This is a genomic window from Xanthobacter albus (genome assembly GCF_043194895.2).
GTDB lineage: Bacteria > Pseudomonadota > Alphaproteobacteria > Rhizobiales > Xanthobacteraceae > Xanthobacter.
This window is the reverse complement of the sequence record NZ_CM195532.1, coordinates 2,154,419-2,179,834: the sequence shown is the minus strand read 5'-3', so window position 1 is coordinate 2,179,834 and position 25,416 is coordinate 2,154,419. Positions and strand designations below refer to the sequence as shown.

17 protein-coding genes and 4 tRNA genes are annotated in these 25,416 nt (G+C 66.2%); 4 read left to right on the top strand and 17 right to left on the bottom strand.

Going from position 1 to position 25,416, the window contains the following annotated elements:
* Window positions 1–21: 21 nt before the first annotated feature.
* The 17 genes from V5F75_RS09700 to V5F75_RS09620 form a co-directional block, all read right to left on the bottom strand.
* Window positions 22–1,071, bottom strand: coding sequence for a GHMP family kinase ATP-binding protein (locus V5F75_RS09700; RefSeq protein WP_394037678.1), 1,050 nt, complete (start codon window positions 1,069–1,071; stop codon window positions 22–24).
* 155 nt (window positions 1,072–1,226) lie between these two features.
* Window positions 1,227–2,135 carry an alpha/beta fold hydrolase gene (locus V5F75_RS09695; RefSeq protein ID WP_394037676.1) on the bottom strand — a complete coding sequence of 303 codons (909 nt, stop codon included), beginning with the start codon at window positions 2,133–2,135 and terminating at the stop codon, window positions 1,227–1,229.
* 18 nt (window positions 2,136–2,153) lie between these two features.
* Window positions 2,154–3,062: a penicillin-insensitive murein endopeptidase gene (gene mepA / locus V5F75_RS09690; RefSeq protein WP_394037674.1), complete on the bottom strand. Its 909-nt coding sequence runs from the start codon at window positions 3,060–3,062 to the stop codon at window positions 2,154–2,156.
* Window positions 3,062–4,090 carry a L,D-transpeptidase gene (locus V5F75_RS09685; protein ID WP_394037672.1) on the bottom strand — a complete coding sequence of 343 codons (1,029 nt, stop codon included), beginning with the start codon at window positions 4,088–4,090 and terminating at the stop codon, window positions 3,062–3,064. The genes mepA and V5F75_RS09685 overlap by 1 nt, the downstream gene beginning before the upstream one ends.
* Window positions 4,091–4,242: 152 nt before the next feature.
* On the bottom strand, window positions 4,243–8,439 hold the full coding sequence (rpoC, locus tag V5F75_RS09680; RefSeq protein WP_394037670.1) for a DNA-directed RNA polymerase subunit beta': 4,197 nt from the start codon (window positions 8,437–8,439) through the stop codon (window positions 4,243–4,245).
* A 99-nt stretch (window positions 8,440–8,538) separates the two neighbouring features.
* Window positions 8,539–12,615, bottom strand: coding sequence for a DNA-directed RNA polymerase subunit beta (gene rpoB / locus V5F75_RS09675; RefSeq protein ID WP_394037668.1), 4,077 nt, complete (start codon window positions 12,613–12,615; stop codon window positions 8,539–8,541).
* A 260-nt stretch (window positions 12,616–12,875) separates the two neighbouring features.
* Entirely contained in the window at window positions 12,876–13,256 is a 381-nt protein-coding gene (gene rplL / locus V5F75_RS09670; RefSeq protein WP_394037666.1) for a 50S ribosomal protein L7/L12, read from the bottom strand.
* A 72-nt stretch (window positions 13,257–13,328) separates the two neighbouring features.
* Complete coding sequence (rplJ, locus tag V5F75_RS09665) at window positions 13,329–13,847, bottom strand: 50S ribosomal protein L10 (protein ID WP_394037664.1); 519 nt, start codon at window positions 13,845–13,847, stop codon at window positions 13,329–13,331.
* Between the two features lie 610 nt (window positions 13,848–14,457).
* Entirely contained in the window at window positions 14,458–15,156 is a 699-nt protein-coding gene (gene rplA / locus V5F75_RS09660) for a 50S ribosomal protein L1 (protein WP_394037662.1), read from the bottom strand.
* A gap of 5 nt (window positions 15,157–15,161) precedes the next feature.
* The gene (gene rplK, locus V5F75_RS09655; RefSeq protein ID WP_394037660.1) at window positions 15,162–15,611 is read right to left on the bottom strand and encodes a 50S ribosomal protein L11; all 450 of its coding nucleotides are present in this window, start codon (window positions 15,609–15,611) and stop codon (window positions 15,162–15,164) included.
* A 280-nt stretch (window positions 15,612–15,891) separates the two neighbouring features.
* Window positions 15,892–16,110 (bottom strand): cysteine rich repeat-containing protein, encoded by a 219-nt coding sequence (locus V5F75_RS09650; protein ID WP_394037658.1) that lies wholly within the window; start codon window positions 16,108–16,110, stop codon window positions 15,892–15,894.
* A 198-nt stretch (window positions 16,111–16,308) separates the two neighbouring features.
* Window positions 16,309–16,839, bottom strand: a complete 531-nt coding sequence (nusG, locus tag V5F75_RS09645; RefSeq protein WP_394037656.1) for a transcription termination/antitermination protein NusG — start codon at window positions 16,837–16,839, stop codon at window positions 16,309–16,311.
* An 18-nt stretch (window positions 16,840–16,857) separates the two neighbouring features.
* The gene (gene secE, locus V5F75_RS09640) at window positions 16,858–17,055 is read right to left on the bottom strand and encodes a preprotein translocase subunit SecE (RefSeq protein WP_237346505.1); all 198 of its coding nucleotides are present in this window, start codon (window positions 17,053–17,055) and stop codon (window positions 16,858–16,860) included.
* 269 nt (window positions 17,056–17,324) lie between these two features.
* Window positions 17,325–17,401 (bottom strand) — tRNA-Trp (locus V5F75_RS09635).
* Window positions 17,402–17,969: 568 nt separating this feature from the next.
* On the bottom strand, window positions 17,970–19,160 hold the full coding sequence (gene tuf, locus V5F75_RS09630) for an elongation factor Tu (protein WP_394077724.1): 1,191 nt from the start codon (window positions 19,158–19,160) through the stop codon (window positions 17,970–17,972).
* 131 nt (window positions 19,161–19,291) lie between these two features.
* Window positions 19,292–19,365: transfer RNA gene (locus tag V5F75_RS09625), tRNA-Gly, on the bottom strand.
* A gap of 203 nt (window positions 19,366–19,568) precedes the next feature.
* Window positions 19,569–19,653: transfer RNA gene (locus V5F75_RS09620), tRNA-Tyr, on the bottom strand.
* A 341-nt stretch (window positions 19,654–19,994) separates the two neighbouring features.
* Between V5F75_RS09620 and rlmB the strand changes: the two genes are divergently transcribed.
* The 4 genes from rlmB to V5F75_RS09600 all read left to right on the top strand — a co-directional run bounded on the left by rlmB (window position 19,995) and on the right by V5F75_RS09600 (window position 25,402).
* The gene (gene rlmB / locus V5F75_RS09615; RefSeq protein ID WP_394037973.1) at window positions 19,995–20,852 is read left to right on the top strand and encodes a 23S rRNA (guanosine(2251)-2'-O)-methyltransferase RlmB; all 858 of its coding nucleotides are present in this window, start codon (window positions 19,995–19,997) and stop codon (window positions 20,850–20,852) included.
* Between the two features lie 337 nt (window positions 20,853–21,189).
* Window positions 21,190–22,857 (top strand): MFS transporter, encoded by a 1,668-nt coding sequence (locus V5F75_RS09610; RefSeq protein ID WP_394037975.1) that lies wholly within the window; start codon window positions 21,190–21,192, stop codon window positions 22,855–22,857.
* Window positions 22,858–23,217: 360 nt separating this feature from the next.
* Window positions 23,218–23,292 (top strand) — tRNA-Thr (locus tag V5F75_RS09605).
* A gap of 85 nt (window positions 23,293–23,377) precedes the next feature.
* Window positions 23,378–25,402, top strand: a complete 2,025-nt coding sequence (locus tag V5F75_RS09600; protein WP_394037977.1) for an ATP-binding protein — start codon at window positions 23,378–23,380, stop codon at window positions 25,400–25,402.
* The last annotated feature ends 14 nt before the right edge of the window (window positions 25,403–25,416 follow it).

Below are 25,416 nucleotides of genomic sequence, written 5' to 3'. Positions count from 1 at the left end.
GCCTGCCCGCTCGGTCTTGCCTCAGGTGCAGATCGGCCAGCCCTCGGCGCCGTCGAAGGTGAACTTCACGGAGCCCGCCCGGCCACCGGCCGCGTTCAGCACCGACTTGAGATGGTAGGCGTTCTCCGGGTCGGTGAGGAACATCATGAAGCCGCCGCCGCCGGCCCCGGAGACCTTGCCCGCCCAGGCGCCGGCGCCCATGGCGGCGTCATAGAGGCGGTCCACCGCCTCGGTGGCCACGCCGGCCGCGGTGGCCTTCTTGGCGGCCCAGGAGCGGCCGAGGATCTCGGCCGCGCCGCGGATGTCGCCCTGGAGCAGGGCGAGCTTCATGTCGATGGCGTCGTGCTTCAGCTTGTGCATGTTCTCGATGGTCTTGCCGTCGAGCTGCTTCAGCCCCGCCACCTGCTGCTTGATGATGTTCTCGGACTGCCGCGACTGGCCGGTGAAGCTGATGACGAGGGAGGCCTCGAACTCGTTCAGATACTCGCGACGGATGCGCAGCGGATTGACGATGGCCCGGTCGTCGGGGAGGAACTCGATGAAGTTGAGCCCGCCGAACGCGGCCGAATACTGGTCCTGCCGGCCGCCCGCGAGGCCGATGTGCACGCGCTCGATCTCGAAGGCGAGGCGCGCCACCTCATAGGGGCCGAGCGGCAGCCGCAGCGCCGAGCGGAACGCCTCGATGAGCGCCACCACCAGCGCCGAGGACGCCCCGAGGCCCGAGCCCGCCGGCACGTCGATGGTGGTGGAGATGGTGAGCGGCACCGCCACGCCGTCGCAATAGGTCTTCATCATGTGGGCATAGACGGCGCGATGCAGCACCAGCCCCTCGTGGAGGGAATGGTCGAGGCGCGGCTCGAGCACCTCCTCCGTCTCCATGTCGCGGGCGCGCAGCACCACGGCGCCGATGCGATTGGTGCGGATGTGGGCATAGGCGAAGCGGTCGATGGTGGCATTCAGCACGTTGCCGCCGAACTCATCGCAATAGGGCGAGAGATCGGTGCCGCCGCCGGCGAGGCCGAGACGAAGGGGAGCACGGGCGCGGACGTTCAGCGCATCGCCGATGGCCATAGGTGGGGGTCCTTCTTGGAACTTCTGGAAGGTGGGATGCGGTGTTCGCAGCAAGGCGTCAATAGAACGAAAATACCGTTCCGTAAGATTGCAACGGGCACGGGCCTCCGCATTGAGCGCGAGCAAGTTCGCGCCCTTGTCCTCCAGTCTCGTCGTCACGCATCCCCGAGCAGGAACGGCAGCACGGCGTCGAGCGTGGGCCCTGGGGCCTCCTCGCACACGAAATGGCCGCCCGGCACGGCCGCGCCCGCGATGTCGGGAGCGAGCGCGCGCCACGCGTCGAGCGGGCTCGCCCCCCGGCTCGGGATGCCGGCCTCGCCCCACACCAGGAAGGTGGGGCACGAGAGCGTGCGCCCGGCGGCGAGGTCCGCCTCGTCATGGGCGAGATCGAAGGTGGCGCCGGCCCTGTAGTCCGCGCACATGGCGGCAATGCGATCGGGAGAGGAGAAGGCTGCGCGATAATAGGCCAGCGCCCGCGCGTCGAAGGCGGAGAGGTCCTTCGCGACGGTCCAGCTCGCCATGGTCCATTCCAAGTAAAAGGCGGGGTGGGCGGCGATGAGCCTTTCCGGCAGCGGGCTGGGCTGGGCCAGGAACGCCCAGTGGTACACCTGCAGCGCCCGCGCCCGGTCCATCCGGTGCCACATGAGGTAGGTGGGGATGATGTCGAGCAGCACCAGCCGGTCGAGCCGCCCGGGATTGTCGAGCCCCAGCCGGTAGCCCACCCGCGCGCCCCGGTCGTGGCCCATCAGGCTGAAGTGGGAGAAGCCCTGGCGCTCCATCAGCTCCACCATGGCGGCGGCCATGGCGCGCTTGGTGTAGGGAAGCTGGTCTCCGTCCGCCTCGAGGGCCGCGCTCCAGCCGTAGCCCGGCAGGTCGGGGGTGACGAGGGTGAAGCTCTCCGCCAGCTTGGGCGCCACCTGGTGCCACATCACGTGGCTCTCGGGAAAGCCGTGGAGCAGCAGCAGCGGCGGGCCGCCGCCCCCCCGCCGCAGGAAGATGCGCCCCGCCTTCGTGTCCACGTGATGGGATTCGAAGCCCGGGAAGAGATCGGCAAGATCCGTCATGGGTATCCTCCGCTTCGCCTACTTTCCGCCCAGCACCGTAGCGCAGGCGGGGGGCAGGTCCGCAAGGGTCATGGGCGGCTTGGGCTTCGCGGGCTCCTTGTCGGGCTTGGGGTGCAGCACCTCGTCGGAGAACCACCAGTCGAGCTCGGCGCCGCAGCCGTCGCCGGAGGGCGGCGGCTCCTGCCCCCTGCACTCGGCGCTGCCCTTCGGACAGCCCAGGCGCACGTGCATGTGGTAGTCGTGGCCCCAGTAGGGCCGCACCTTGGCCAGCCAGGAGCGATCGCCGGCGGCATCGCGGCACAGGGCCTTCTTGATGGCGGCGTTCACGAACACGCGCTCCACTCCGGGGTCCGAGGCCGCCGCGCGGACCACCTTCCAGTGGTCCGGCCGCCAGCTCGCCGGGTCGATGTCGCGCCGATCCCTGCGCACCATCATGGTGGCGGAGAGGCTCTCGCGCTCCTCGCGGGAGAGGATGCGGCCGGGGCTCGGCGTCAGCCAGATGTCGGCATCGAGCCCCACCTGGTGGGAGGCATGGCCCGTCAGCATGGGTCCACCCCGTGGCTGCGACATGTCGCCCACCAGGATGCCCCGCCATGACGACGCCTCCGTCACCTTCCGGGCGAAACGCTCCAGGAAGGCGACGAGCTCGGGATGTCCATAGTTCCTGTTGCGCGACAGGCGCATGACCTGCCACAGCGGGCCGTTCGCCTCCGGCCCGGTGATCGGCAGCGCCTCGGCCCCGGCAAGGCAGCCCTTGGAGTAGAAGCCGATGGCCTCCGGCTGGAATTCCGAGGCCGGCATACGCGCGCGGCCGAACAGCTCCTTCGCCGGCACGCCGGGCGCGGGCGCCGGCTGCGCTTCCGCCGCGCCACAGGCCAGCACCGCCGCGAGCACCGTGAGCGCGGCCGCCATATGTGCCCGCCGCATCAGCTCACACCCTTGTGCGTCATGACGACGAAGCCGCCTTCGCTGCGCGTGCCGGGATGGGCCGGCAGATCGGTGACGAACAGCGTGGCGCCGGGCTTCACCCGCGTCGCCACCTGCCGCCTGATGGAGGCGTCCACCGTGATGCGCGCCAGCGCCTGCCGCGCCTCTCCGGCCGGCACCGTGCCGCCCTCGTAGGAAATGGCGTTCCAGCGCGGCGTGCCCTGCGTGCCCGCGAGCACATACACCACGTTCCCAAGCGGGGCCTTGGGGTCCTTGATGGAGATGGGCCCCTGCAGCACCGCCTGCGCGCCCTCAAGCACCGTCAGCGTGCGGTCCGCCGCGCTCGCCACCATGGAAACGGCGGTGTTCCCCGCCGCCATGTCCTCCGGCGCGCCGCCGCCGGTGGCGTCCACCGCCAGCTCCTGCTCCAGCCCCTCGCTCATGACGAGGCCGGGATGGAGCACCTCCTGCGGCGCGGTGTGGTTGTCGGCGATGATGACCGGCGTGCCCATGTGCGTGGTGGCGAACAGGAGCTTCGCGAAGGCCAGGGGCAGATGCACGCAGCCGTGGGACGAGGGATAGCCCGGCAGCCCGCCCGCATGCAGCGCCACTCCGGACCATGTGAGCCGCTCCATGTAGGGCATGGCGGCATCATTGTAGAGGGTCGAATGGTGATCCACGTCCTTGCCCAGGATGGTGAAGACGCCGGTGGGCGTGTCATGCCCCTCCCGCCCGGTGGAGACGGTGGACACGCCGATGCGCACGCCGTTGCGATACACGTACGCCCTCTGGTCCGAAAGGTTCACCACGATCGCCACGAACCCGTCCGGCGCGCGCTCCGGATACCAGACGAACTCACCCGGCCGCAGGGCGGCGATGGCCGCGAGGTCTGGATCGCCGGCCGCGACCGCCGGCCCGAGAAGGCCGAGGGCAGCGCCGCAGGCGACGGCGGCACCGATCTTCAGGATGCCGCGGCGGGCGAGAAGGCGCGGCGGGCGGGGAGAGGTGTCTGTGGTGGCGGCGGTCATGGCCGGCTCCGCGAGCGAATCATGCTGCGGATTATGGGCTTGGGAGCTTAATCGCTGATATCCGCGCACCCTGCGGGCAGCGGCTTCCCGCCCCGCATAGCAAAAGGGCCGCCCGAAGGCGGCCCTTTCGTCTGTCACGATCGGCGAACCGGTCACTCCGCCGGAGGCACCGCCTCGGCGGGGCCTTCCACCAAAGCGGCGGGCGCCTCGGTCTGCTCGTCGCGGGTGGCGACGATGAGATCGTCGCGGGAGTTCGCCACGGCCCGCAGCTTGTTCATCTGCGCGCCGGTACCGGCCGGGATCAGGCGGCCGACGATGACGTTCTCCTTCAGGCCCTCCAGCGGGTCCACCTTGCCGTTGACCGCCGCCTCGGTGAGGACGCGGGTGGTTTCCTGGAAGGAGGCCGCCGAGAAGAAGGAGCGGGTCTGCAGGCTGGCCTTGGTGATGCCGAGCAGCACCGGATGGCCGGTCGCCTGCTTCTTGCCCTCCTCGGCCGCCTTTTCGTTGGCCTCGATGAACTCGATGCGGTCGACCTGCTCGCCGTCCAGGAAGTCGGTCTCCCCGGCGTCGTCGATCTCCACCTTCTGCAGCATGTTCCGGACGATCACCTCAATGTGCTTGTCATTGATGGTCACGCCCTGGAGCCGGTAGACCTCCTGGATCTCGTTGACGAGGAAGGCCGCGAGCTCTTCCACGCCCTTGATCGCCAGGATGTCGTGCGGCGCCGGGTTGCCGTCGACGATGAAGTCGCCCTTTTCCACCACGTCGCCATCCTGGAGATGGATGTGCTTGCCCTTGGGGATCAGGTATTCCACCGCATCGCCGCCGTCCGACGGCTCGATCGAGAGGCGACGCTTGTTCTTGTAGTCGCGGCCGAACCGGATGGTGCCCGAGATCTCGGCGATGATCGCCGCATCCTTCGGACGCCGCGCCTCGAACAGCTCCGCCACGCGCGGCAGGCCGCCCGTGATGTCGCGCGTCTTGGCGCTTTCCATGGGCACGCGGGCCACGGCGTCGCCGGCCTTGATGTGCTGGTTCGGGTCCACCGAGATGATGGCCTCCACCGGCAGGGCGTAACGGGCGTCACCGCCGCGCGCCAGCTTCGACACCTTGCCGTCCGGCCCCTTGATGAGGATGGCCGGGCGCAGCTCCGGCCCGCGGCCGGCGCGGCTGTCGGTCACCACGCGCTTGGCGATACCGGTCGATTCGTCGACCGTCTCGTTCATGGACGAGCCTTCCACCAGATCCTCGAAGGCCACCGAGCCGTCCACCTCGGTGAGGATCGGACGGGTGTAGGGGTCCCACTCGGCGATGCGCTGACCGCGCTTGATGGTGTCGCCCTCGTCCACCTTGAGGCGGGCGCCGTACTGGACGCGGTTGACCGCGCGCTCGGTGCCGTCGTGGTCTGCGATCACCACGGCGAGGTTGCGGCCCATGACCACGAGGTCGCCGTCCGAGTTCCGCGCCACGTTGCGGTTGCGGATGCGGACCTGACCCTCGAAGTTCGATTCCACGAAGGAGGAGTCCGCGAGGGTCGCGGCGCCGCCGATGTGGAACGTGCGCATGGTGAGCTGGGTGCCCGGCTCGCCGATCGACTGGGCGGCGATGACGCCCACCGCCTCACCCATGTTCACGGGCGTGCCGCGGGCGAGGTCGCGTCCGTAGCAGGTGCCGCACACGCCATTGCGCGTCTCGCAGGTGAGCACCGAGCGGATCTTGATCTCCTGGATGCCCGCCTTGTTGATGCGCTCGATGTGCGGCTCCTCGATCATCGCGCCCCTGGGCACGATGATCTCGCCGGTCGCCGGCTCCACCAGGTCCTCCGCCGTGGTGCGGCCGAGCACGCGCGAGGCGAGCGAAGCCACCACCTGGCCCGCATCGAGGATGGCGCGCATGTGGATTCCCTTGTCCGAGCCGCAATCGCGCTCGGTGATGATGGAATCCTGCGCCACGTCCACGAGACGGCGGGTGAGGTAACCCGAGTTCGCGGTCTTCAAGGCGGTGTCGGCCAAGCCCTTACGGGCGCCGTGGGTGGAGTTGAAGTACTCCATCACGGTCAGGCCTTCCTTGAAGTTCGAGATGATCGGAGTCTCGATGATCTCGCCGGAGGGCTTGGCCATCAGACCGCGCATGGCGGCGAGCTGGCGCATCTGCGTGGGCGAACCGCGCGCGCCGGAGTGGCTCATCATATAAATGGAGTTGATGGGCTTCTCGCGGCCGGTCTCCGGGTCCTTCTTCACCGCGGAGATTTCCTTCATCATCTCCTCGGCGATGCGGTCCGTGCACTTGCCCCAGCAATCGACGACCTTGTTGTACTTCTCACCCTGGGTGATGAGGCCGTCGTTATACTGCTGCTCGTATTCCTTAGTGAGGGCGCGGGCGTCTTCCACCAGCTCCCACTTCTTCTTCGGCACCACCATGTCGTCCTTGCCGAACGAGATGCCGGCGCGGAAGGCGTTGTAGAAGCCGAGCGACATGATCTTGTCGCAGAAGATCACGCTCTCCTTCTGACCGCAGTGGCGATACACCGCGTCGATCATGTTGGAGATTTCCTTCTTGGTCATCAGCTTGTTGACGACGTCGAAGGGCACCTTCGCGTGCTTCGGCAGCAGCTCGCCGATCTTCATGCGACCGGGGGTGGTCTCATAGATCTTGGAATACCGCTTTCCATCGGCGTCGACGCCGATGTAGCGACCCTTGATCTTGGTCGCGAGCGTGATCGCCTTGGCGTTCAGCGCATGGTCGATCTCGTTCATGTTCGCGAACAGCATGCCCTCGCCGGGCTCGTTCTCGCGCATGATCGAGAGATAATAGAGCCCGAGCACGATGTCCTGCGAGGGCACGATGATGGGCGCGCCGTTCGCCGGGTGCAGGATGTTGTTCGTCGACATCATGAGCACGCGCGCTTCCAGCTGGGCTTCCAGCGAGAGCGGCACGTGCACGGCCATCTGGTCGCCGTCGAAGTCAGCGTTGAACGCCGAGCAGACGAGCGGATGGAGCTGGATGGCCTTGCCTTCGATCAGCACCGGCTCGAACGCCTGGATGCCCAGGCGGTGGAGCGTCGGCGCGCGGTTCAGCATCACCGGGTGCTCGCGGATGACCTCGTCGAGGATATCCCAGACCTCGGGACGCTCCTTCTCCACCAGCTTCTTCGCCTGCTTCACCGTGGCGGAATGGCCCTTGGCGTCGAGGCGCGAGTAGATGAAGGGCTTGAACAGCTCCAGCGCCATCTTCTTGGGCAGGCCGCACTGGTGGAGCTTGAGCTCCGGGCCCACCACGATCACCGAGCGTCCGGAATAGTCCACGCGCTTGCCGAGCAGGTTCTGGCGGAACCGGCCCTGCTTGCCCTTCAGCATGTCGGCGAGCGACTTCAGCGGCCGCTTGTTGGCGCCCGTGATGACGCGGCCGCGCCGGCCGTTGTCGAACAGCGCGTCCACCGCCTCCTGAAGCATGCGCTTCTCGTTGCGGATGATGATGTCGGGCGCGCGCAGCTCGATCAGCCGCTTCAGGCGGTTGTTGCGGTTGATGACGCGGCGGTAGAGATCGTTCAGGTCGGAGGTCGCGAAGCGGCCGCCGTCCAGGGGCACCAGCGGGCGCAGGTCCGGCGGGATGACCGGGACGTGCGTCAGGATCATCCATTCCGGCTTGTTGCCGGACAGCTGGAAGGCCTCGACGATCTTCAGGCGCTTGGCGAGCTTCTTGGGCTTCAGCTCGGTGGTCGCCTGCGAGATCTCGACGCGCAGGTCCGCGGCGATCTTTTCCAGGTCCATGGAGCGCAGAAGCTCACGAATGGCCTCGGCGCCGATCATGGCGGTGAAGTTGGTCTCGCCGAATTCGTCCTGCGCGCGCAGGTACTCTTCTTCGGAGAGGAGCTGGCGATACTTGAGCTTGGTCGTGCCGGGCTCGATCACGACGAAATACTCGAAGTACAGGATGCGCTCCAGGTCCTTGAGCGTCATGTCGAGCAGCAGGCCGATGCGGCTCGGGAGCGACTTCAGGAACCAGATGTGCGCCACGGGAGCTGCAAGCTCGATGTGGCCCATGCGCTCGCGCCGCACCCGCGAGAGCGTGACTTCCACGCCGCACTTCTCGCAGATGATGCCCTTGTACTTCATGCGCTTGTACTTGCCGCACAGGCACTCATAGTCCTTGATGGGACCGAAGATGCGCGCGCAGAACAAGCCGTCACGCTCGGGCTTGAACGTGCGGTAGTTGATGGTCTCCGGCTTCTTGATCTCGCCGTAGGACCAGGACTTGATCTTCTCCGGGCTCGCGATCGAAATGCGGATCTGATTGAAGCTCGGGGCCGGAACGGTCGGGTTGAAGACGTTCAGGACTTCCTGGTTCATATGCTGCTCCCATACGGGGTGGGCGGCTATTCCGTTACGCCGCCCCGGCGCATCGGCTGGGGCGGCAGTCCGCTCTGGGCGGAAAGGGTCGCGAGCCCCTTAGCTGTTCTCTAGGTCCACATTGAGGCCGAGCGAGCGCATTTCCTTCACGAGCACGTTGAAGCTCTCGGGAATGCCACTCTCGAACGTGTCCTCGCCACGCACGATGGCCTCGTAGACCTTGGTGCGGCCGGCCACGTCGTCCGACTTCACGGTCAGCATCTCCTGCAGCGTGTAGGCGGCGCCATAGGCTTCGAGCGCCCACACCTCCATCTCGCCGAAGCGCTGGCCGCCGAACTGCGCTTTGCCGCCCAGGGGCTGCTGGGTGACCAGCGAGTAGGGGCCGATGGAGCGCGCGTGGATCTTGTCGTCCACGAGGTGGTGCAGCTTCAGCATGTAGATGTAGCCCACCGTCACCTTGCGGTCGAAGGGCTCGCCGGTGCGGCCGTCAAAGAGCGTCGACTGGCCCGACGGGTCGAGCCCCGCCATCTCCAGCTGCCGCTCGATGTCATCCTCGTGGGCGCCGTCGAACACCGGGGTCGCGATCGGCACGCCCTTGCGGAGGTTCTCGCCCAGCTCGGGGAGCTCCTCGTCCTTGAGCTGGTCGATCTCGCCCTTGCCGTAGATGGTCTCCAGACGCCCACGCAGGGGCTTCAGGTCGCTCTGGGCATAGTAGGCGTCCACCGCGGCCGCCACCTGCTTGCCGAGACCCGCGCAGGCCCACCCGAGGTGGGTCTCCAAGATCTGCCCGACATTCATGCGCGAGGGCACGCCCAGCGGGTTCAGCACGATGTCCACGTTGGTGCCGTCCTCAAGGAACGGCATGTCCTCGATGGGCACGATGCGCGAGACGACGCCCTTGTTGCCGTGACGGCCGGCCATCTTGTCGCCGGGCTGGATCTTGCGCTTCACCGCGACGAAGACCTTCACCATCTTCATCACGCCGGGCGGCAGCTCGTCGCCGCGCTGCAGCTTCTCGACCTTGTCGAGGAAGCGCTGCTCAAGGCGCTTCTTCGACTCGTCATACTGGGCGCGGATGGCCTCCAGCTCGCTCATGATGGCGTCGTCCGCCACCGCGAACAGCCACCACTGCGAGCGCGGGAACTCCTGCAGGATCTCGCGCGTCACCACGCTGTCCTTCTTGAAGCCCTTGGGGCCGGCGATGGCGGTCTTGCCGTCGAGGATCTCGGTCAGGCGGCCGTAGACGTTGCGGTCCAGGATCGCCTGCTCGTCGTCGCGGTCCTTGGCGAGACGCTCGATCTCCTCGCGCTCGATCGCCAGGGCGCGCTCGTCCTTGTCGACGCCGTGCCGGTTGAACACGCGCACCTCGACGATGGTGCCCTTGGTGCCGGGCGGCAGCCGCAGGGAGGTGTCGCGCACGTCCGCCGCCTTCTCGCCGAAGATGGCGCGCAGCAGCTTCTCTTCCGGCGTCATCGGGCTCTCGCCCTTGGGCGTGATCTTGCCCACCAGGATGTCGCCCGCGTTCACCTCGGCGCCGATGTAGACGATGCCGGCCTCGTCGAGATTCTTCAGCGCCTCTTCCGAGACGTTGGGAATGTCGCGGGTGATTTCCTCCGGCCCGAGCTTGGTGTCGCGGGCCATGCACTCGAATTCCTCGAGATGGATCGAGGTGAACACGTCGTCCTTGACGATGTTCTCCGAGAGCAGGATCGAGTCCTCGTAATTGTAGCCGTTCCACGGCATGAACGCGACCAGCACGTTGCGGCCGAGGGCGAGATCGCCCAGCTCCGTGGACGGGCCGTCGGCGATGATGTCGCCCTTGCGCACCGCGTCACCCACGCGCACCAGCGGACGCTGGTTGATGCAGGTGGACTGGTTGGAACGCTGGAACTTCATCAGCCGGTAGATATCCACGCCTGATTTGGAGGGATCGGGCTCCTCCGTGGCGCGGATCACGATACGGGTGGCGTCCACCTGGTCCACCACGCCCGTGCGGCGGGCGGCGATGGCGGCACCGGAATCGCGGGCCACCACGGCCTCCATGCCGGTGCCCACCAGCGGCGCCTGCGAGCGCACCAGCGGCACCGCCTGGCGCTGCATGTTGGAACCCATGAGCGCGCGGTTCGCGTCGTCATTCTCAAGGAACGGGATGAGCGCCGCGGCCACCGAAACGAGCTGCTTCGGCGACACGTCCATGAAGTCCACGCGGTCAGGCGAGACCATCAGCACGTCACCCGCATGGCGGCAGATGACGAGGTCTTCCGTGAACCGCCCGTCCTTGTCGAGGGGCACGTTCGCCTGCGCGACGTAATACTTCCCCTCCTCCATGGCGGACAGGTAGACCACCTCGTCGGCGACCTTCGCATCCACCACGCGACGGTACGGCGCCTCGATGAAGCCGTACTTGTTCACGCGGGCGAAGGTGGCCAGCGAGTTGATGAGGCCGATGTTCGGGCCTTCCGGCGTCTCGATGGGGCAGATGCGGCCGTAGTGAGTCGGGTGCACGTCGCGCACCTCGAAGCCCGCACGCTCACGGGTCAGACCGCCCGGGCCCAGGGCCGAGAGGCGCCGCTTGTGCGTGATCTCGGAGAGCGGGTTGGTCTGGTCCATGAACTGCGAGAGCTGGGACGAGCCGAAGAACTCGCGCACCGCCGCGGCCACCGGCTTGGCGTTGATGAGGTCCTGCGGCATCACGGTGTCGATGTCGACGGACGACATGCGCTCCTTGATGGCGCGCTCCATGCGCAGCAGGCCAACGCGGTACTGGTTCTCCATGAGCTCGCCCACCGAGCGCACGCGGCGGTTGCCCAGGTGGTCGATGTCGTCGATCTCGCCCTTGCCGTCGCGCAGCTCCACCAGGGTCTTGATGACCGCGAGAATGTCCTCGCGGCGCAGCACGCGCACGGTGTCGGGGCAGTCGAGGTCGAGGCGCATGTTCATCTTCACGCGGCCCACGGCGGAGAGGTCGTAACGCTCCGCATCGAAGAACAGCGAGTGGAACATGGCCTGTGCCGAATCAAGGGTCGGCGGCTCGCCCGGGCGCATCACGCGGTAGATGTCGAAGAGCGCGTCCTCGCGGGTCACGTTCTTGTCGGCGCTGAGCGTATTGCGAATGTAAGCGCCGGTGTTGACATGGTCGATGTCCAGCACCGGGATCTCGTTGTAGCCGAGCTCCTCAAGCTGCTTAAGGCTCTTCTCGGTCAGCTCGTCGCCGGCCTCGGCGTGGATCTCGCCAGTATGCGGGTCCACCAGGTCCTCGGCCACATACTGGCCCACCATCTCCTCGTCGGAGATCTTGAGGGCCTTGAGGCCCTTCTCGGCGAGCTGGCGGGCGGCGCGCACGGTCAGCTTCTTGCCGGCCTCCAGCACCACTTCACCGGTATCGGCGTCCACGAGGTCGGAAACCGCCTTGTAGCCCTTCATGCGCTTGGGATCGAACGGCATGCGCCAGCCGTCCTTGTCCCGCGAGAACATGATCTTCTCGTAGAAGGTGTCCAGGATCTCCTCGGCGTCGAGACCGAGGGCATAGAGCAGGCTCGTCACCGGGATCTTGCGGCGCCGGTCGATGCGCGCATAGACGATGTCCTTGGCATCGAACTCGATGTCGAGCCAGGACCCGCGATAGGGAATGATGCGCGCCGCGAACAGGAGCTTGCCCGAGGAATGGGTCTTGCCCTTGTCGTGGTCGAAGAACACGCCCGGCGAGCGGTGCATCTGCGAGACAATGACGCGCTCGGTGCCGTTCACGATGAACGTGCCGTTCATGGTCATGAGCGGGATGTCGCCGGTGTAGACGTCCTGCTCCTTGATGTCCTTCACCGACTTGGCGCCGGTGTCCGGGTCCACATCGAACACGATGAGGCGCAGCGTGACCTTCAGCGGCGCGGCAAAGGTCATGCCCCGCTGGCGGCACTCGTCCACATCATACTTCGGCGGCTCGAACTCGTAGCGCACGAACTCCAGCATGGCCGCGCCGGCGAAGTCGGAGATGGGGAACACCGACTTGAACACCGCCTGCAGGCCGTCGTCGTCGCGCCCGCCCTTGGGTTCTTCGATCTGAAGGAACTGGTCGTAGGATGCCTTCTGAACCTCGATGAGGTTCGGCATCTCGGCCACTTCCTTGATTTTCCCGAAGAACTTGCGGATCCGCTTACGACCGGTGAACGTTTGCGCCATCTCGATCCTCGTCCGTCCAGGTCCCCTTCGGGCCGGCTCCTCCCTCTTCAGAAGGCTCGCCATGCCGGCACCGGAACCACTTCGCCATCAGACTGAAAGGCCGTGGGGCTTTAGCGCCACCCTCTTTCAGCACCATGACGGCTCTCCCGGCCGCAACGCCTCGCTGCGGCCGGGAGAACCGTCGCTCCCCATCCCGGCGGACCGGGACCATTCGGGAGAAAGCGCCCCGGGCCGAAGCCCGGAGCGCCGATTTCAAAGGCTCACTTGAGCTCGACCTTGGCGCCAGCCTTCTCGAGCTGGGCCTTGAGCTTCTCGGCCTCGTCCTTGGCCACGCCTTCCTTGACGGGCTTCGGAGCGCCTTCCACCAGGTCCTTGGCCTCCTTCAGGCCCAGGCCGGTGATGGCGCGCACTTCCTTGATGACCTCGATCTTCTTGTCGCCGGCCGAAGCCAGGACAACGGTGAACTCGGTCTGCTCCTCGACGGCGGGAGCGGCACCGCCAGCAGCGCCGGGGACGGCGGCCACGGCCACCGCGGCGGCGGCGGACACGCCCCACTTCTCTTCGAGGAGCTTGGCCAGCTCGGCGGCCTCGAGCACGGTGAGGGCGGAGAGCTCGTCGACGAGCTTGGTCAGATCAGCCATTTGAGTCTTCCTTGAGATAGGTTCGATTTCGAGATTTGCGAGATCAGGCCGCCACAGGTGGCGACCTCGTCCTCACGCAGCTTCGTCCTGCTTGGCATAGGCCCCGAACACGCGGGCGAGCTTCGCCGCCGGCGCGTTGGTGAGCTGGGCCAGCTTGGTCGCCGGGGCCTGAATGAGGCCGACGAGCTTGGCACGCAGTTCGTCCAGGGACGGCATGGTGGCAAGCGCCTTCACACCGTCAGCATTGAGGGCCGTCGTGCCCATCGCGCCGCCCAGGATCACGAACTTGTCGTTGGCCTTGGCAAACTCGACGGCAACCTTCGGCGCCGCCACCGGATCGCTCGAATAAGCGATCAGCGTGGGCCCCTTCAAAAGGGGCGCCACATGGGCGACGTCGGAGCCTTCCAGAGCGATCTTGGCGAGGCGGTTCTTGGCCACCTTCACGGTCGCACCCTCGGCCTTCATCTGTCGACGCAGCTTCGACATCTGGGCCACGGTGAGACCGGAATAGTGGGCGACCACGACGACGGAAGTGGTCTTGAACACTTCCGTGAGCGTCGTGACGAGCTGTTGTTTTTCCGCTCGATCCACGTCTGGCTCTCTTTAAGCCTGTGGCGGAACATCACCTTTCGGAAACGCTCCACCGGTTGCGCCTTGCCGCACTCCGCGGCCGGACCCGTTGAAAAACGGCATGCCAGCCACGACGCGCGGCGCTCATGCCCTGTCCCCTCGGACCCGCCGAACCAAAGTCCGGGACGGAACACAAGGCGCTGGTTCGAACCGATCTCCACAACCATCGACAAACCGATGGCCGATCTGAAATTCCGGTCTTCCCCGTCTATGCGGGCTCCGCCCATCACGCACAGCGCGACGGCATCTGGAATTAAGCCTCACGACGCCAAGGCGGCGAGGCACCAGCAGTCTCGGACAGGACTTGCCGCCACCCCTCGCCATACCCTGTTAAGATTTGGCATCGAGATAGACGACGAGGCCGGGCGGGCGAACCCTCCCAGCCCTTCCACCCGGTCAAGGGCGAAAGCTTTTAATCCTCACTCCCGCGCGGCAAGCCACCCGGGAAACAGCCCATATAATGCGTAAACGGCCGCTTGTCACGCCCCCTTCACGCACTTCGCATCCGAAGAAACGTGAGGCCGCGGCGACGCGCGCCACGGCCTCATATTCATGTCGAAAGATCGACAGATCAGGCGCTGACGACGCTCGCCGGTTCCACCTTGATGCCCGGACCCATGGTCGAGGACACGGCGATGCGCTGCACATACGTGCCCTTGGCACCAGCCGGCTTCGCCTTCACAACCGCGTCAGCGAAGGCGCGGATGTTCTCGGCGAGCTTCTCGGGGGAGAAGGAGGCCTTGCCCACGCCAGCGTGGATGATGCCGGCCTTCTCGACGCGGAACTCCACGGCGCCGCCCTTGGCGGCGCCCACGGCGCCCTTCACGTCCATGGTCACGGTGCCGACCTTCGGATTCGGCATCAGGCCGCGCGGGCCCAGCACCTTACCAAGGCGGCCGACCAGCGGCATGAGGTCCGGGGTGGCGATGCAGCGATCGAACTCGATCTTGCCGCCCTGGATGATCTCCAGCAGGTCCTCGGCGCCCACGATGTCGGCACCGGCGGCCTTGGCCTCGTCAGCCTTGGCGCCGCGGGCGAACACCGCGACACGCACCGTGCGGCCGGAGCCGTTCGGCAGGTTGCACACGCCGCGCACCATCTGGTCCGCATGGCGGGGATCGACGCCAAGGTTCATCGCGACCTCAATGGTCTCGTCGAACTTGGCGGTGGCCCGCTCCTTCAGGAGCGCGATCGCCTCGTCGAGGCCATAGAGCTTGATGCGGTCGATGCCCTCGTGGGCGGCGCGGATGCGCTTGCCTTCCTTCGCCATGGCGCTCACTCCTGAACCTGGAGGCCCATGGAGCGGGCCGAGCCTTCGATCATCTGAACGGCCGCCTCAACGGAATCACAGTTCAGATCCTTCATCTTCTTCTCGGCGATCTCGGCCATCTGGGCGCGGGTGATCTTGCCGATGAAGCCGCCCTTGCCGGGCGTCTTGGAGCCGGAGCCCGGCTTCTTCTTGGTGTCGAGCCCGGCGGCCTTCTTCAGGAAGTAGGAAACCGGCGGGGTCTTCAGCTCGAAGGTGAAGGAACGATCCTGGTAGGCGGTGATGACCACCGGAATCGGCATGCCCTTTTCCATCTGGCCGGTCTGCGCGTTGAACGCCTTGCAGAACTCCATGATGTTCAGGCCGCGCTGACCGAGCGCGGGGCCGATGGGCGGGGCCGGATTGGCGCTGCCGGCAGGCACCTGCAGCTTGACGTAACCTGCGATTTTCTTCGCCATTTAAAAACTCCCCGGCACTCCCGGCAGCCGGCCGGAAACGCCAATGCACCCCCGAGCGATGAAACCATCGCGGGTGGTGCGGGCTGAGGATCGCGGTATCGGCACGCGTGCTCCGGCTGGCGAACCGGACGCGCCTCCCGCGCATGAACGCGCCCCCTTCGGAACGCGGCGTGTCACTTACATGAAATAACCCGGCGGGGGAAGCCCCCAGCTTGGGGCCCCCGCCCGCCTTTCAGGCGAAGGCGCGCGGACCGGAGCTGGTCCGCGCGCCGCCGTCCGGTCAGCCCTTGAGCGCCTTCAGCGCCTTGGCACAACCCACCGAGATCTGGTCGCCATGGGCCTTCAGGCATTTCAGAAGGCGCCCCTCGCCCGGAGGAACGGTGGGGCACAGGCGCTCGATGTCAGGCTTGCAATACTTGATGAGCTGCTCCTGCGCGTTGCTGGACGAGGCGAACAGCACGCTGCCGGCGACCGCCAGAGCCAAACCAACCATCTTCATACCGGACCCTCCTCGCGGCGGCCGGGCGATGGACGAAAGGCCGCCTGCTTCGCCACTACGTCGCGGAAGCCGGATCCACCATGGCGATAATTGGACGAAAAGCGTGGAGGCCAACACTCCACCGCCCCGCTGGAAAGAAAAAGGGCGCGGCCAAGCCGCGCCCCAAACGCATTTCGACAGCTGCGGAAGAACGCGCCGTCAGACCTTCTCCACCTGGTTGAACTCCAGCTCGACCGGCGTGGCGCGACCGAAGATGGAAACCGCCACCTTGAGGCGCGAGCGGGTGTCGTCCACCTCCTCAACGATGCCGTTGAAGCTGGCGAAGGGCCCGTCGGACACCTTCACCGTCTCGCCCACCTCGAACGTGATGGAGGGCTTCGGCCGCTCGATGCCCTCCTGCACCTGCTGCAGGATGCGCATGGCCTCGCCCTCGGAGATGGGCATGGGCTTGTTGTCGGCGCCCAGGAAGCCGGTCACCTTCGGCGTGTTCTTGATGAGATGGAAGGCCTCGTCGGTGAGGTCCATCTTCACCAGCACGTAGCCGGGGAAGAACTTGCGCTCGGCATCGACCTTCCGGCCACGGCGCACTTCCACCACCTTCTCGGTGGGCACCAGGATCTGCTCGAACAGATCGGTGAGGCCGCGCTGCTCCGCCTGTTCGCGAATCGAATCGGCGACCTTCTTCTCGAAATTGGAATAAGCGTGGACGATGTACCAGCGTTTCGCCATGGAAGCCTCCCCGCCGCCTCAGTGCCCGATGGTGAGCAGGGTGGACACGCCGAACCGGATGATCTGGTCGGCGACGAAGAAGAAGATGGCCGCAAGGAACACCATCACGAACACCATGGCGGTGGTGATCAGCGTCTCGCGCCGGGTCGGCCAGGTCACCTTCGCCGTTTCGGCGCGGACCTGCTGAAAGAACTCGACAGGACTGTTCTTCGCCATGCGTGACACGGCAGCTCCTTGGGGAAGCCCCGGTGGCTGCCACCTCTCCTTGTTCGAAGGCGCCCCGCGCCCGATTGCGCCCGGCTCCGTCGGAAACTCAAATAGCCCGCTTCCCCCCGTTCCGGAAGGGCGCGGGCGCTGAACCAAGCCGGATGGACATGGGATATTCCCGGCGCGGGCGAAAGCGCCCCTGCGCGCCAACCCCATCCCGAACCGCCGTCTTTGACCCCGCCGGCCCGCCGGTCGCAGATCAGCTGCGCGCCGAAGGGTGGCAGGAGTGGAGGGACTCGAACCCCCAACCCCCGGTTTTGGAGACCGGTGCTCTAACCAGTTGAGCTACACTCCTAGGCCCTGCCTCGAACGGCGCTGCCGCTTCGACGAGCGCCTGAGGGCGCGCGGCATTCGAGGGTAAAGCCCGCCGCGCCGGGAAGCGACCCAGCGCATCGGTGGCGGTGTGTTTAGAGACATGCGGCGCGCCTGTAAAGGGGGGCTTGCGGCACGGGGCGCGCTGTCCCCAGCTCCGCCGAAGCCCTGCTCGGGATCAAGGCGCCTTCCCGGCCGGCGCCGCCCCCGCATCCGGCGCAGCGGAACCGCGCGCGCAGTCGCGATTCGCGCCGGTGCCGGGAGCGTTTTCGAACACGCAGCGTGTTTCAGGCGGATTGCCGCACACGCGATCGAGAGCCTTGAAGCCCACGCAGCGACCATCCGGCCCGCGGTAACCCGGCCCGCCCTTGCAGCCGCACCCGGTGCAGGGCGGACGCTCGGGACACGGCTCCCCGCCGAGGACCGGCGCCCCCGCCGCCGCGCCCGCGAACACGAGGATCAACGAAAAGCGCGCCCAAAAGAAAAGGGCGGCGCCACGGCGCCGCCCTTCCCGATTCCGTGCGGAGAACACGAGGCTCACCGCGCGTGGATCACTCGATGATGGAGGCGACCACGCCGGCGCCGACGGTGCGGCCACCCTCGCGGATCGCGAAGCGCAGCTTCTCTTCCATGGCGATCGGCACGATCAGGTGCACGTCCATGGAAACGTTGTCGCCGGGCATCACCATCTCGGTGCCTTCCGGCAGCGTGCACACGCCGGTCACGTCCGTGGTGCGGAAGTAGAACTGCGGGCGGTAGTTGGTGAAGAACGGCGTGTGACGACCGCCCTCTTCCTTGGTCAGGATGTAGGCTTCGGCCTTGAACTTGGTGTGCGGCTTCACCGAGCCGGGCTTGCACACCACCTGACCGCGCTCCACGTCCTCGCGCTTGGTGCCGCGCAGCAGGATGCCGACGTTGTCGCCAGCCTGGCCCTGGTCGAGCAGCTTGCGGAACATCTCGACGCCCGTCACCGTGGTCTTCACGGTCGGACGGATGCCGACGATCTCCACTTCCTCGCCCACCTTGATGATGCCGCGCTCGACGCGGCCGGTCACCACCGTGCCGCGGCCGGAGATCGAGAACACGTCCTCGATCGGCATCAGGAACGGCAGGTCAACCGGGCGCTCCGGCTGCGGGATGTAGGCGTCGACCTGGGTCATCAGCTCCAGGATGGCGTCCTTGCCGAGCACGGGGTCACCGTTCTCGAGCGCCACCAGCGCCGAGCCGCGCACGATCGGAATGTCGTCGCCGGGGAAGTCGTACTTGGAGAGCAGCTCGCGCACCTCCATCTCGACCAGCTCGAGGAGCTCCGGATCGTCGACCATGTCGCACTTGTTCAGGAACACCACCAGCGCCGGCACGCCGACCTGACGGGCCAGCAGGATGTGCTCGCGGGTCTGCGGCATCGGGCCGTCGGCCGCCGACACCACCAGGATCGCGCCGTCCATCTGCGCCGCACCGGTGATCATGTTCTTCACGTAGTCGGCGTGCCCGGGGCAGTCGACGTGCGCGTAGTGGCGGTTCTGGGTCTCGTACTCGACGTGCGCGGTCGAGATCGTGATGCCGCGCGCCTTCTCTTCCGGCGCCTTGTCGATCTGGTCGTAGGCCGTGAAGGTCGCGCCGCCGGTCTCCGCCAGGATCTTCGTGATCGCAGCCGTCAGCGACGTCTTGCCATGGTCAACGTGACCAATGGTCCCGATGTTGCAGTGCGGCTTCGAACGGTTAAACTTCTCTTTGGCCATCGTTCTCTCTCAGTCGGTCGGGCGCCCGCGCGGGCCGCAAAAAAAGCCGCCGTGGGATAGGGGGTTTCGCGCTCCGATGCAAGACCCGTGCTTCAGCGCACAGAAGGCTTGCCGGCGAATCATATGAAGAGTGGAGCGGGTGAAGGGAATCGAACCCTCGTATTCAGCTTGGAAGGCTGCTGCTCTACCATTGAGCTACACCCGCATCCCGCCGATGCCATAACATGCGCCCGGCGGCTGCGAAAGACCTGCATGTGCGAGCCTGAGACCAGCCCCCGCGCACGCGAGGGCACGCACGATGCCTACCCTCAAGGCAGGCCGGCGCACGCTTCGCTCGGATCTTCCCGCCGAAGCCCGGCGCGCCTGCTGAATGAGGCCGCGCCGGCTTCCGGCGATGACGACGACGGGTGGTGGAGGGGGTTGGATTCGAACCAACGTAGGCAGAGCCAACGGATTTACAGTCCGTCCCCTTTAACCACTCGGGCACCCCTCCATACGACGGCCCGTCGTCGCTTCCGCCCCGGATGGGACGGCTCGGTACCGGCTCCAGCTCTGGCTCAAGACGCAGGCTATGCCTGGGTTTCGAACGCCCTGCAGGTTTCCGGTTGGTGGCGCGATCAGATCGGGCCACCGGCCGAGGACCGGGGTTATGTAAGCCGCCTTCGTTCAAGTCAACCCCGGCGGCCCGCAAAAACGCATCACCCCCGGCGGGCTGTGGACGACGCCCATCGGGACAGCTGCGGCTTCCTGCGGCGCCCCATGCGCGCCCTCCATGCGCGCCCCTTGCGCGCGAGCCCCTTGCGCGGCGGCGCGGGCTCTGACAAAGCCTCCCCCATGTCAGAGCGCCCACCCCACAAGCCCGCCCGCCCCTCCGGCCCCCGGCGTCCCTTCGCCGGCAAGGGAGGAGGACCGCAAGGCGGACCGCCGGGCTTCCGCCCGCGCCGCACAGGCGGAAGCCCGCCCGCCTGGGCGGGGGAGGAGGACGTGGCCCTCCTCTATGGCTGGCACACGGTGGCCGAGGCGCTCGCCAATCCCCAGCGGCATTTCCGCAAGATCCTGGCCACGGAGAACGCCGCCCACCGCCTCGTGGAGGCCGGGTTCACGCTGCCGGTGGAACCGCAGATCGTGCGCCCCTCCGAGATCGACAAGCTGGTGGGCGCCGATGCCGTGCACCAGGGGCTGCTGGCGGAGGTGGACCACCTGCCCTCCCCCCGCCTGAAGGATATCGCCAAGACCGACCTCGTGCTGGTGCTCGACCAGATCACCGATCCGCACAATGTGGGCGCCATCGTGCGCTCGGCGGCGGCATTCGCGGTCAGCGCCATCGTCACCACCGCGCGCCATAGCCCGGTGGCCACGGGCGTGCTCGCCAAGAGCGCCTCCGGCGGGCTGGAGCACGTGCCCATCTGCCTGGTGCAGAACCTCGCCCGCGCGCTCAACGAGCTGAAGGACAACGGCATGCTGGTGGTGGGCCTCGACAGCGAGGGCGCGGCCGACCTGGAGGACACGCAGCTCCACGCGCCGCTGGCCCTGGTGCTCGGCGCCGAGGGCAAGGGCCTGCGCCAGCTCACGCGCGAGACCTGCCACGTGCTGGCGCGAATCGACCTGCCGGGCGCCATCAAGAGCCTCAACGTCTCCAATGCCGCCGCGCTCTCGCTCGGCATGGCGCGGCGGGCGCTGAAGCGGGGCTGAGGCCCCGTTTTCTCCGGTTTCGCCACGGCGCTACCGCCCGCCATCACCTTGCGGCATTGCACCTAAGACTAATAGACTATCGTCGAATACCATCTTCCCCGTCACAATGCGGCGGGCGCATGTGCGCCCAGCCCTGCCGAACCGCCCGCTCAAAGAGGCGGCCCGCCGGGCCGAGGGAGGAACGCCCCGTCACCGCCGCCGGCCGGCGCGCATCGTCGCGCGCGGCGTCCGCGGCGTGGCCTTCCCCTCCCCTCGACCCGTGCCGCGGCAGCGCGACAGCCTGAGCTCAGCCCCGCCGGGGAACACGGCCGGGGCATCGACGTGGGAGGACATGTCCATGAGCGTAACCACCGCGCGGGCGGCGGCAGCCCCTCGCCCCATGACGCGGGAAGAGAAGCGGGTCATCTTCGCTTCGTCCCTCGGCACCGTCTTCGAATGGTATGATTTCTATCTCTACGGCTCGCTGGCCGCGATCATCGGCGCGCAGTTCTTCTCCGCCTACCCGCCGGCGACACGCGACATCTTCGCATTGCTCGCCTTCGCCGCCGGCTTCCTGGTGCGTCCCTTCGGCGCGCTGGTGTTCGGCCGGCTCGGCGACCTGGTGGGCCGCAAGTACACCTTCCTCATCACCATTCTCATCATGGGCCTGTCGACCTTCATCGTCGGCATCCTGCCCAATGCCGCCAGCATCGGCATTCTCGCGCCCATCATCCTGATCGCGCTGCGCCTGCTGCAGGGCCTCGCCCTCGGCGGCGAATACGGCGGCGCCGCCACCTACGTGGCCGAGCACGCGCCCCACGGCCGGCGCGGCTTCTACACCTCCTGGATCCAGACCACGGCCACGCTGGGCCTGTTCCTCTCGCTCATCATCATCCTCGTCACCCGCACGGTGACCGGCGAGGAGGCGTTCCGCGACTGGGGCTGGCGCGTGCCGTTCCTGGTTTCCATCGCCCTGCTCGGCATTTCCGTGTGGATTCGGCTGCAGCTTTCCGAATCGCCCACGTTCAAGAAGATGAAGGAGGAAGGCACCACCTCCAAGGCGCCACTCGCCGAAGCATTCGGCCATTGGGGCAACATGAAGGTCGTGCTGCTGGCCCTGTTCGGCTTGGTCGCGGGCCAGGGCGTGGTCTGGTACACGGGCCAGTTCTATGCCCTGTTCTTCCTGCAATCGATCCTGAAGGTGGACGGCTACACCTCCAACCTGCTGATCGCGTGGTCGCTGGTGTTCGGCACCATGTTCTTCGTGTTCTTCGGCTGGCTGTCCGACAAGATCGGGCGCAAGCCCATCATTCTGGCGGGCTGCCTCATCGCGGCGGCGAGCTACTTCCCGCTGTTCAACCTCATCACCACCTACGCCAACCCGCCGCTGGAGAGGGCGGTGCAGAACGTGCGGGTGAGCGTGGTGGCGGACCCGGCGAACTGCGGCTCGCTGTTCAACCCCGTCGGCACCCGCATCTACTCCCAGCCGTGCGACGTGGCGCGCGACTTCCTCGCCAAATCCGGCGTGAAATATTCCACCACGCCCGGCGCCGCCGGAAGCCCGGTGGAGCTGAAGGTGAACGAGCAGACGGTGCCCTTCGGCCCCGACTTCTCCAAGGCCGCCGCCGCGGCGTTGCAGGCCGCCGGCTATCCCACCGCCGCCAGCAATTCCGAGGTGGTGAAGATGGCGCATCCGTTCGACATCTTCCGCCCGCAGGTGGCGGCGGTGATCGGGCTTCTGTTCATCCTGGTGCTGTTCGTCACCATGGTTTACGGGCCCATCGCGGCGGCGCTGGTGGAATTGTTCCCCGCGCGCATCCGCTACACCTCCATGTCGCTGCCGTACCACATCGGCAACGGCTGGTTCGGCGGCCTCCTGCCTGCGACGTCTTTCGCCATGGTCGCGGCCACCGGAGACATCTATTTTGGCCTCTGGTATCCGATCGTGATTGCGTTGATGACCTTCGTCATCGGCCTCCTGTTCGTGCCCGAGACCAAGGACCGCAACATCGATCACTGGCACTGAACGCTCCTGCACCGAGCGTTCCTCACGAACCTCTGGCGCGGCGCCTGCCGCCGCGCCCCTCCCGGGACGGCCCCGCACGACGCGGGGCCGCTTTTTTTGGGCGACGGGCAAGTTGCTCCCATGGCTCCGGCGTCCCGCCGGCTTGACGGGCGCGCGCCGCCGGGAGATGAAGGCTTCGTCGGCATCCGGTACAATTTGTGCCCGGCGCCGGCGGCCCGGCCTCTGGCGGCGGGCCTTGCGAACTGGGCCGGCTTAGCACAGCGGTAGTGCAGCGGTTTTGTAATTGGAGGGCCTGGAGGCGAAAAGGCGGCGCGCGGTCTGCGTGAGTACCGAATAGGCACCGGATTTCGGTGTCGGAGGGCCGGTTTAGCTCAGCGGTAGAGCAGCGGTTTTGTAAACCGAAGGTCGGGGGTTCAATCCCCTCAACCGGCACCATTTCCCCTATTAAGCTGGAGCAGAAGCTGGACTTTTGATGCAGTTTGTTCTTATTTTGTTCTAGTTTTTCGCGCGGGGGCGTAGGATGTCTGATGCGCATTACAGGGTCCGGCTCGAAGGCGACCACATAAAGAAGCTCGCCAGCGCGAAGCCGATTCAGGCCGTGGCGGAGCTCATATGGAATGCCGTGGACGCCGAAGCCACGCGGGTCGACTTGGAGATCGACTCCGACGACCTGGCGATGCGCTCGGTGACCATCCGCGACAACGGACACGGCATCCCCCACTCGGAGGTCGAGGCCGTCTTCGGAAAGCTGGGCGGCTCCTGGAAGGCCCACGGCGCGCGGTCCAAGACAGAGCGACGCATCCTTCACGGCAAAGAAGGCAAGGGGCGCTTCAAAGCGCTGGCCCTTGGCCGCGTCGCCGACTGGAGTGTCAGGTATCGTGATGGGGATAAGCTATACGGCTACAAGATCACGATCATGAGGGACGATCTCGTTGACGTGCGGGTGAACGAGCCCAAGCAGGTCGATCCGGCGCTCAAGACCGGCGTCGAGGTACGCGTCACCGAGCTCGACAGGACCTACCGCTCCCTTGAGCCGCAGTACGCTGTCCAGTCGCTGTCAGAGATTTTTGCCCTCTATCTAACCGACTACGCCGACGTGGGCATATTCATCGAGAACGAGCGCCTCGACCCCTCCAAGGCCATAGCCAGCCGTCAGAAGTTCTCACTGTCACCCATTTCGGACAATGGTAAGGAGTATCCGGCGGAAGTCGAGGTCATACAGTGGACCTCGGCCTCAGAGAGGTGGTTTTTTCTATGTGGCCCCGAAGGCTTCCCCTTTCACCGGGTCACACCGAAGTTCCACACGCCGGGATTCCAGTTCTCGGCGTATCTCAAGTCCACATTTATTGGGGCGCTTCAGGAGCAGGGTCTTCTCGACCTCGCCGAGATGAACGCCCCTTTGCAGGCGGCCTATGACGAGGCGTCCGAATTCATAAAGGCGTTCTTCCGCGCCAAGGAGGTCGAGGCAGCGCAGTCTGAGATCGATCAATGGAAGGCCGAGGAGATATATCCATATCCTTCCGAACCCCTGACTACTGTGGAAAAGGCCGAGCGGCAGGTGTTCGACATAGTCGCTCTCAACGTGAACAAGCACCTGCATGACTTCAGCGAGCAGAGCAAGCGCACAAAAGCCTTCCAGTTGCGGATGCTGAGGCAGGCTATCGAGCGGGGCCCCGACGAGCTCCAGCACATCCTGACCGAGGTGCTCGACCTGCCGGAGAGGACGCAGAAGGAACTGGCGAAGCTGCTGGAGGACGCCGACCTCGCGAATGTCATTAGCGCGTCAAGACTGGTGGCCGACCGCCTCAAGTTCGTACATGGCCTTGAGTCTGTCCTCTTCGATGCAGAGAGCAAGAGCCTCCTTAAGGAGCGTAGCCAGCTTCACCGGATGATCGCCGAGAACAACACTTGGATTTTCGGGGAGGAGTTCGGACTCACGGTGGACGACCAGTCGCTCACCGAAGTCCTGCGCAAGCACCGTAAGCTCATCGGCAATGATACCGTGATCGACCAACCCGTGAGGCGGATCGACGGCAAGGTCGGGATCGTCGATCTCATGCTTTCTAGGTCGGTGCCGCAGAACCATGCCGACGAGCGCGAGCATCTGGTGGTCGAGCTTAAGAGGCCCTCGGTCAAGATCGGTGCCGACGAGATCACGCAGGTCCAAAAGTATGCATTCACGGTCGCGGATGACGAGAGGTTTCGTCACCTAAAAACTCGCTGGAGCTTTTGGGTGCTCTCCAACGACCTGGATTCATATGCTCGCATCCAGACGAGGCAAAAGGGTAAGGCCAGGGGGCAGGTCTTCCAGTCCGAGGACGGGAGCATTGAGGTATGGGTGAAAACGTGGGCGGAGGTGATCGGCGAGTGCAAGTCCCGGCTGAAGTTCGTTCAGGACCACTTGCAGGCGAACGTCGATAAGGAGAGTTCGCTCAAGTACCTGAAGAAGACCTATGAGAAGTATCTAACGGGAATCGCCGAAGACAGCGAAGGAGATACGGAAGCGGCGGATCAAGAGGCCCTGCGGGAGGCTGTAGAGGAATGAACGGTCGGGCAATA

What these genes read in the sequence shown, in the direction of transcription:
- nusG (WP_394037656.1), bottom strand. Translation starts at nt 16,839, where the DNA reads ATGGCGAAACGCTGGTACATCGTCCACGCTTATTCCAATTTCGAGAAG.
- rplK (WP_394037660.1), bottom strand. Translation starts at nt 15,611, where the DNA reads ATGGCGAAGAAAATCGCAGGTTACGTCAAGCTGCAGGTGCCTGCCGGC.
- V5F75_RS09700 (WP_394037678.1), bottom strand. Translation starts at nt 1,071, where the DNA reads ATGGCCATCGGCGATGCGCTGAACGTCCGCGCCCGTGCTCCCCTTCGT.
- rpoC (WP_394037670.1), bottom strand. Translation starts at nt 8,439, where the DNA reads ATGAACCAGGAAGTCCTGAACGTCTTCAACCCGACCGTTCCGGCCCCG.
- V5F75_RS09685 (WP_394037672.1), bottom strand. Translation starts at nt 4,090, where the DNA reads ATGACCGCCGCCACCACAGACACCTCTCCCCGCCCGCCGCGCCTTCTC.
- V5F75_RS09600 (WP_394037977.1), top strand. Translation starts at nt 23,378, where the DNA reads ATGTCTGATGCGCATTACAGGGTCCGGCTCGAAGGCGACCACATAAAG.
- V5F75_RS09695 (WP_394037676.1), bottom strand. Translation starts at nt 2,135, where the DNA reads ATGACGGATCTTGCCGATCTCTTCCCGGGCTTCGAATCCCATCACGTG.
- rplA (WP_394037662.1), bottom strand. Translation starts at nt 15,156, where the DNA reads ATGGCGAAGGAAGGCAAGCGCATCCGCGCCGCCCACGAGGGCATCGAC.
- secE (WP_237346505.1), bottom strand. Translation starts at nt 17,055, where the DNA reads ATGGCGAAGAACAGTCCTGTCGAGTTCTTTCAGCAGGTCCGCGCCGAA.
- rplL (WP_394037666.1), bottom strand. Translation starts at nt 13,256, where the DNA reads ATGGCTGATCTGACCAAGCTCGTCGACGAGCTCTCCGCCCTCACCGTG.
- rlmB (WP_394037973.1), top strand. Translation starts at nt 19,995, where the DNA reads ATGTCAGAGCGCCCACCCCACAAGCCCGCCCGCCCCTCCGGCCCCCGG.
- tuf (WP_394077724.1), bottom strand. Translation starts at nt 19,160, where the DNA reads ATGGCCAAAGAGAAGTTTAACCGTTCGAAGCCGCACTGCAACATCGGG.
- mepA (WP_394037674.1), bottom strand. Translation starts at nt 3,062, where the DNA reads ATGCGGCGGGCACATATGGCGGCCGCGCTCACGGTGCTCGCGGCGGTG.
- V5F75_RS09610 (WP_394037975.1), top strand. Translation starts at nt 21,190, where the DNA reads ATGAGCGTAACCACCGCGCGGGCGGCGGCAGCCCCTCGCCCCATGACG.
- rpoB (WP_394037668.1), bottom strand. Translation starts at nt 12,615, where the DNA reads ATGGCGCAAACGTTCACCGGTCGTAAGCGGATCCGCAAGTTCTTCGGG.
- V5F75_RS09650 (WP_394037658.1), bottom strand. Translation starts at nt 16,110, where the DNA reads ATGAAGATGGTTGGTTTGGCTCTGGCGGTCGCCGGCAGCGTGCTGTTC.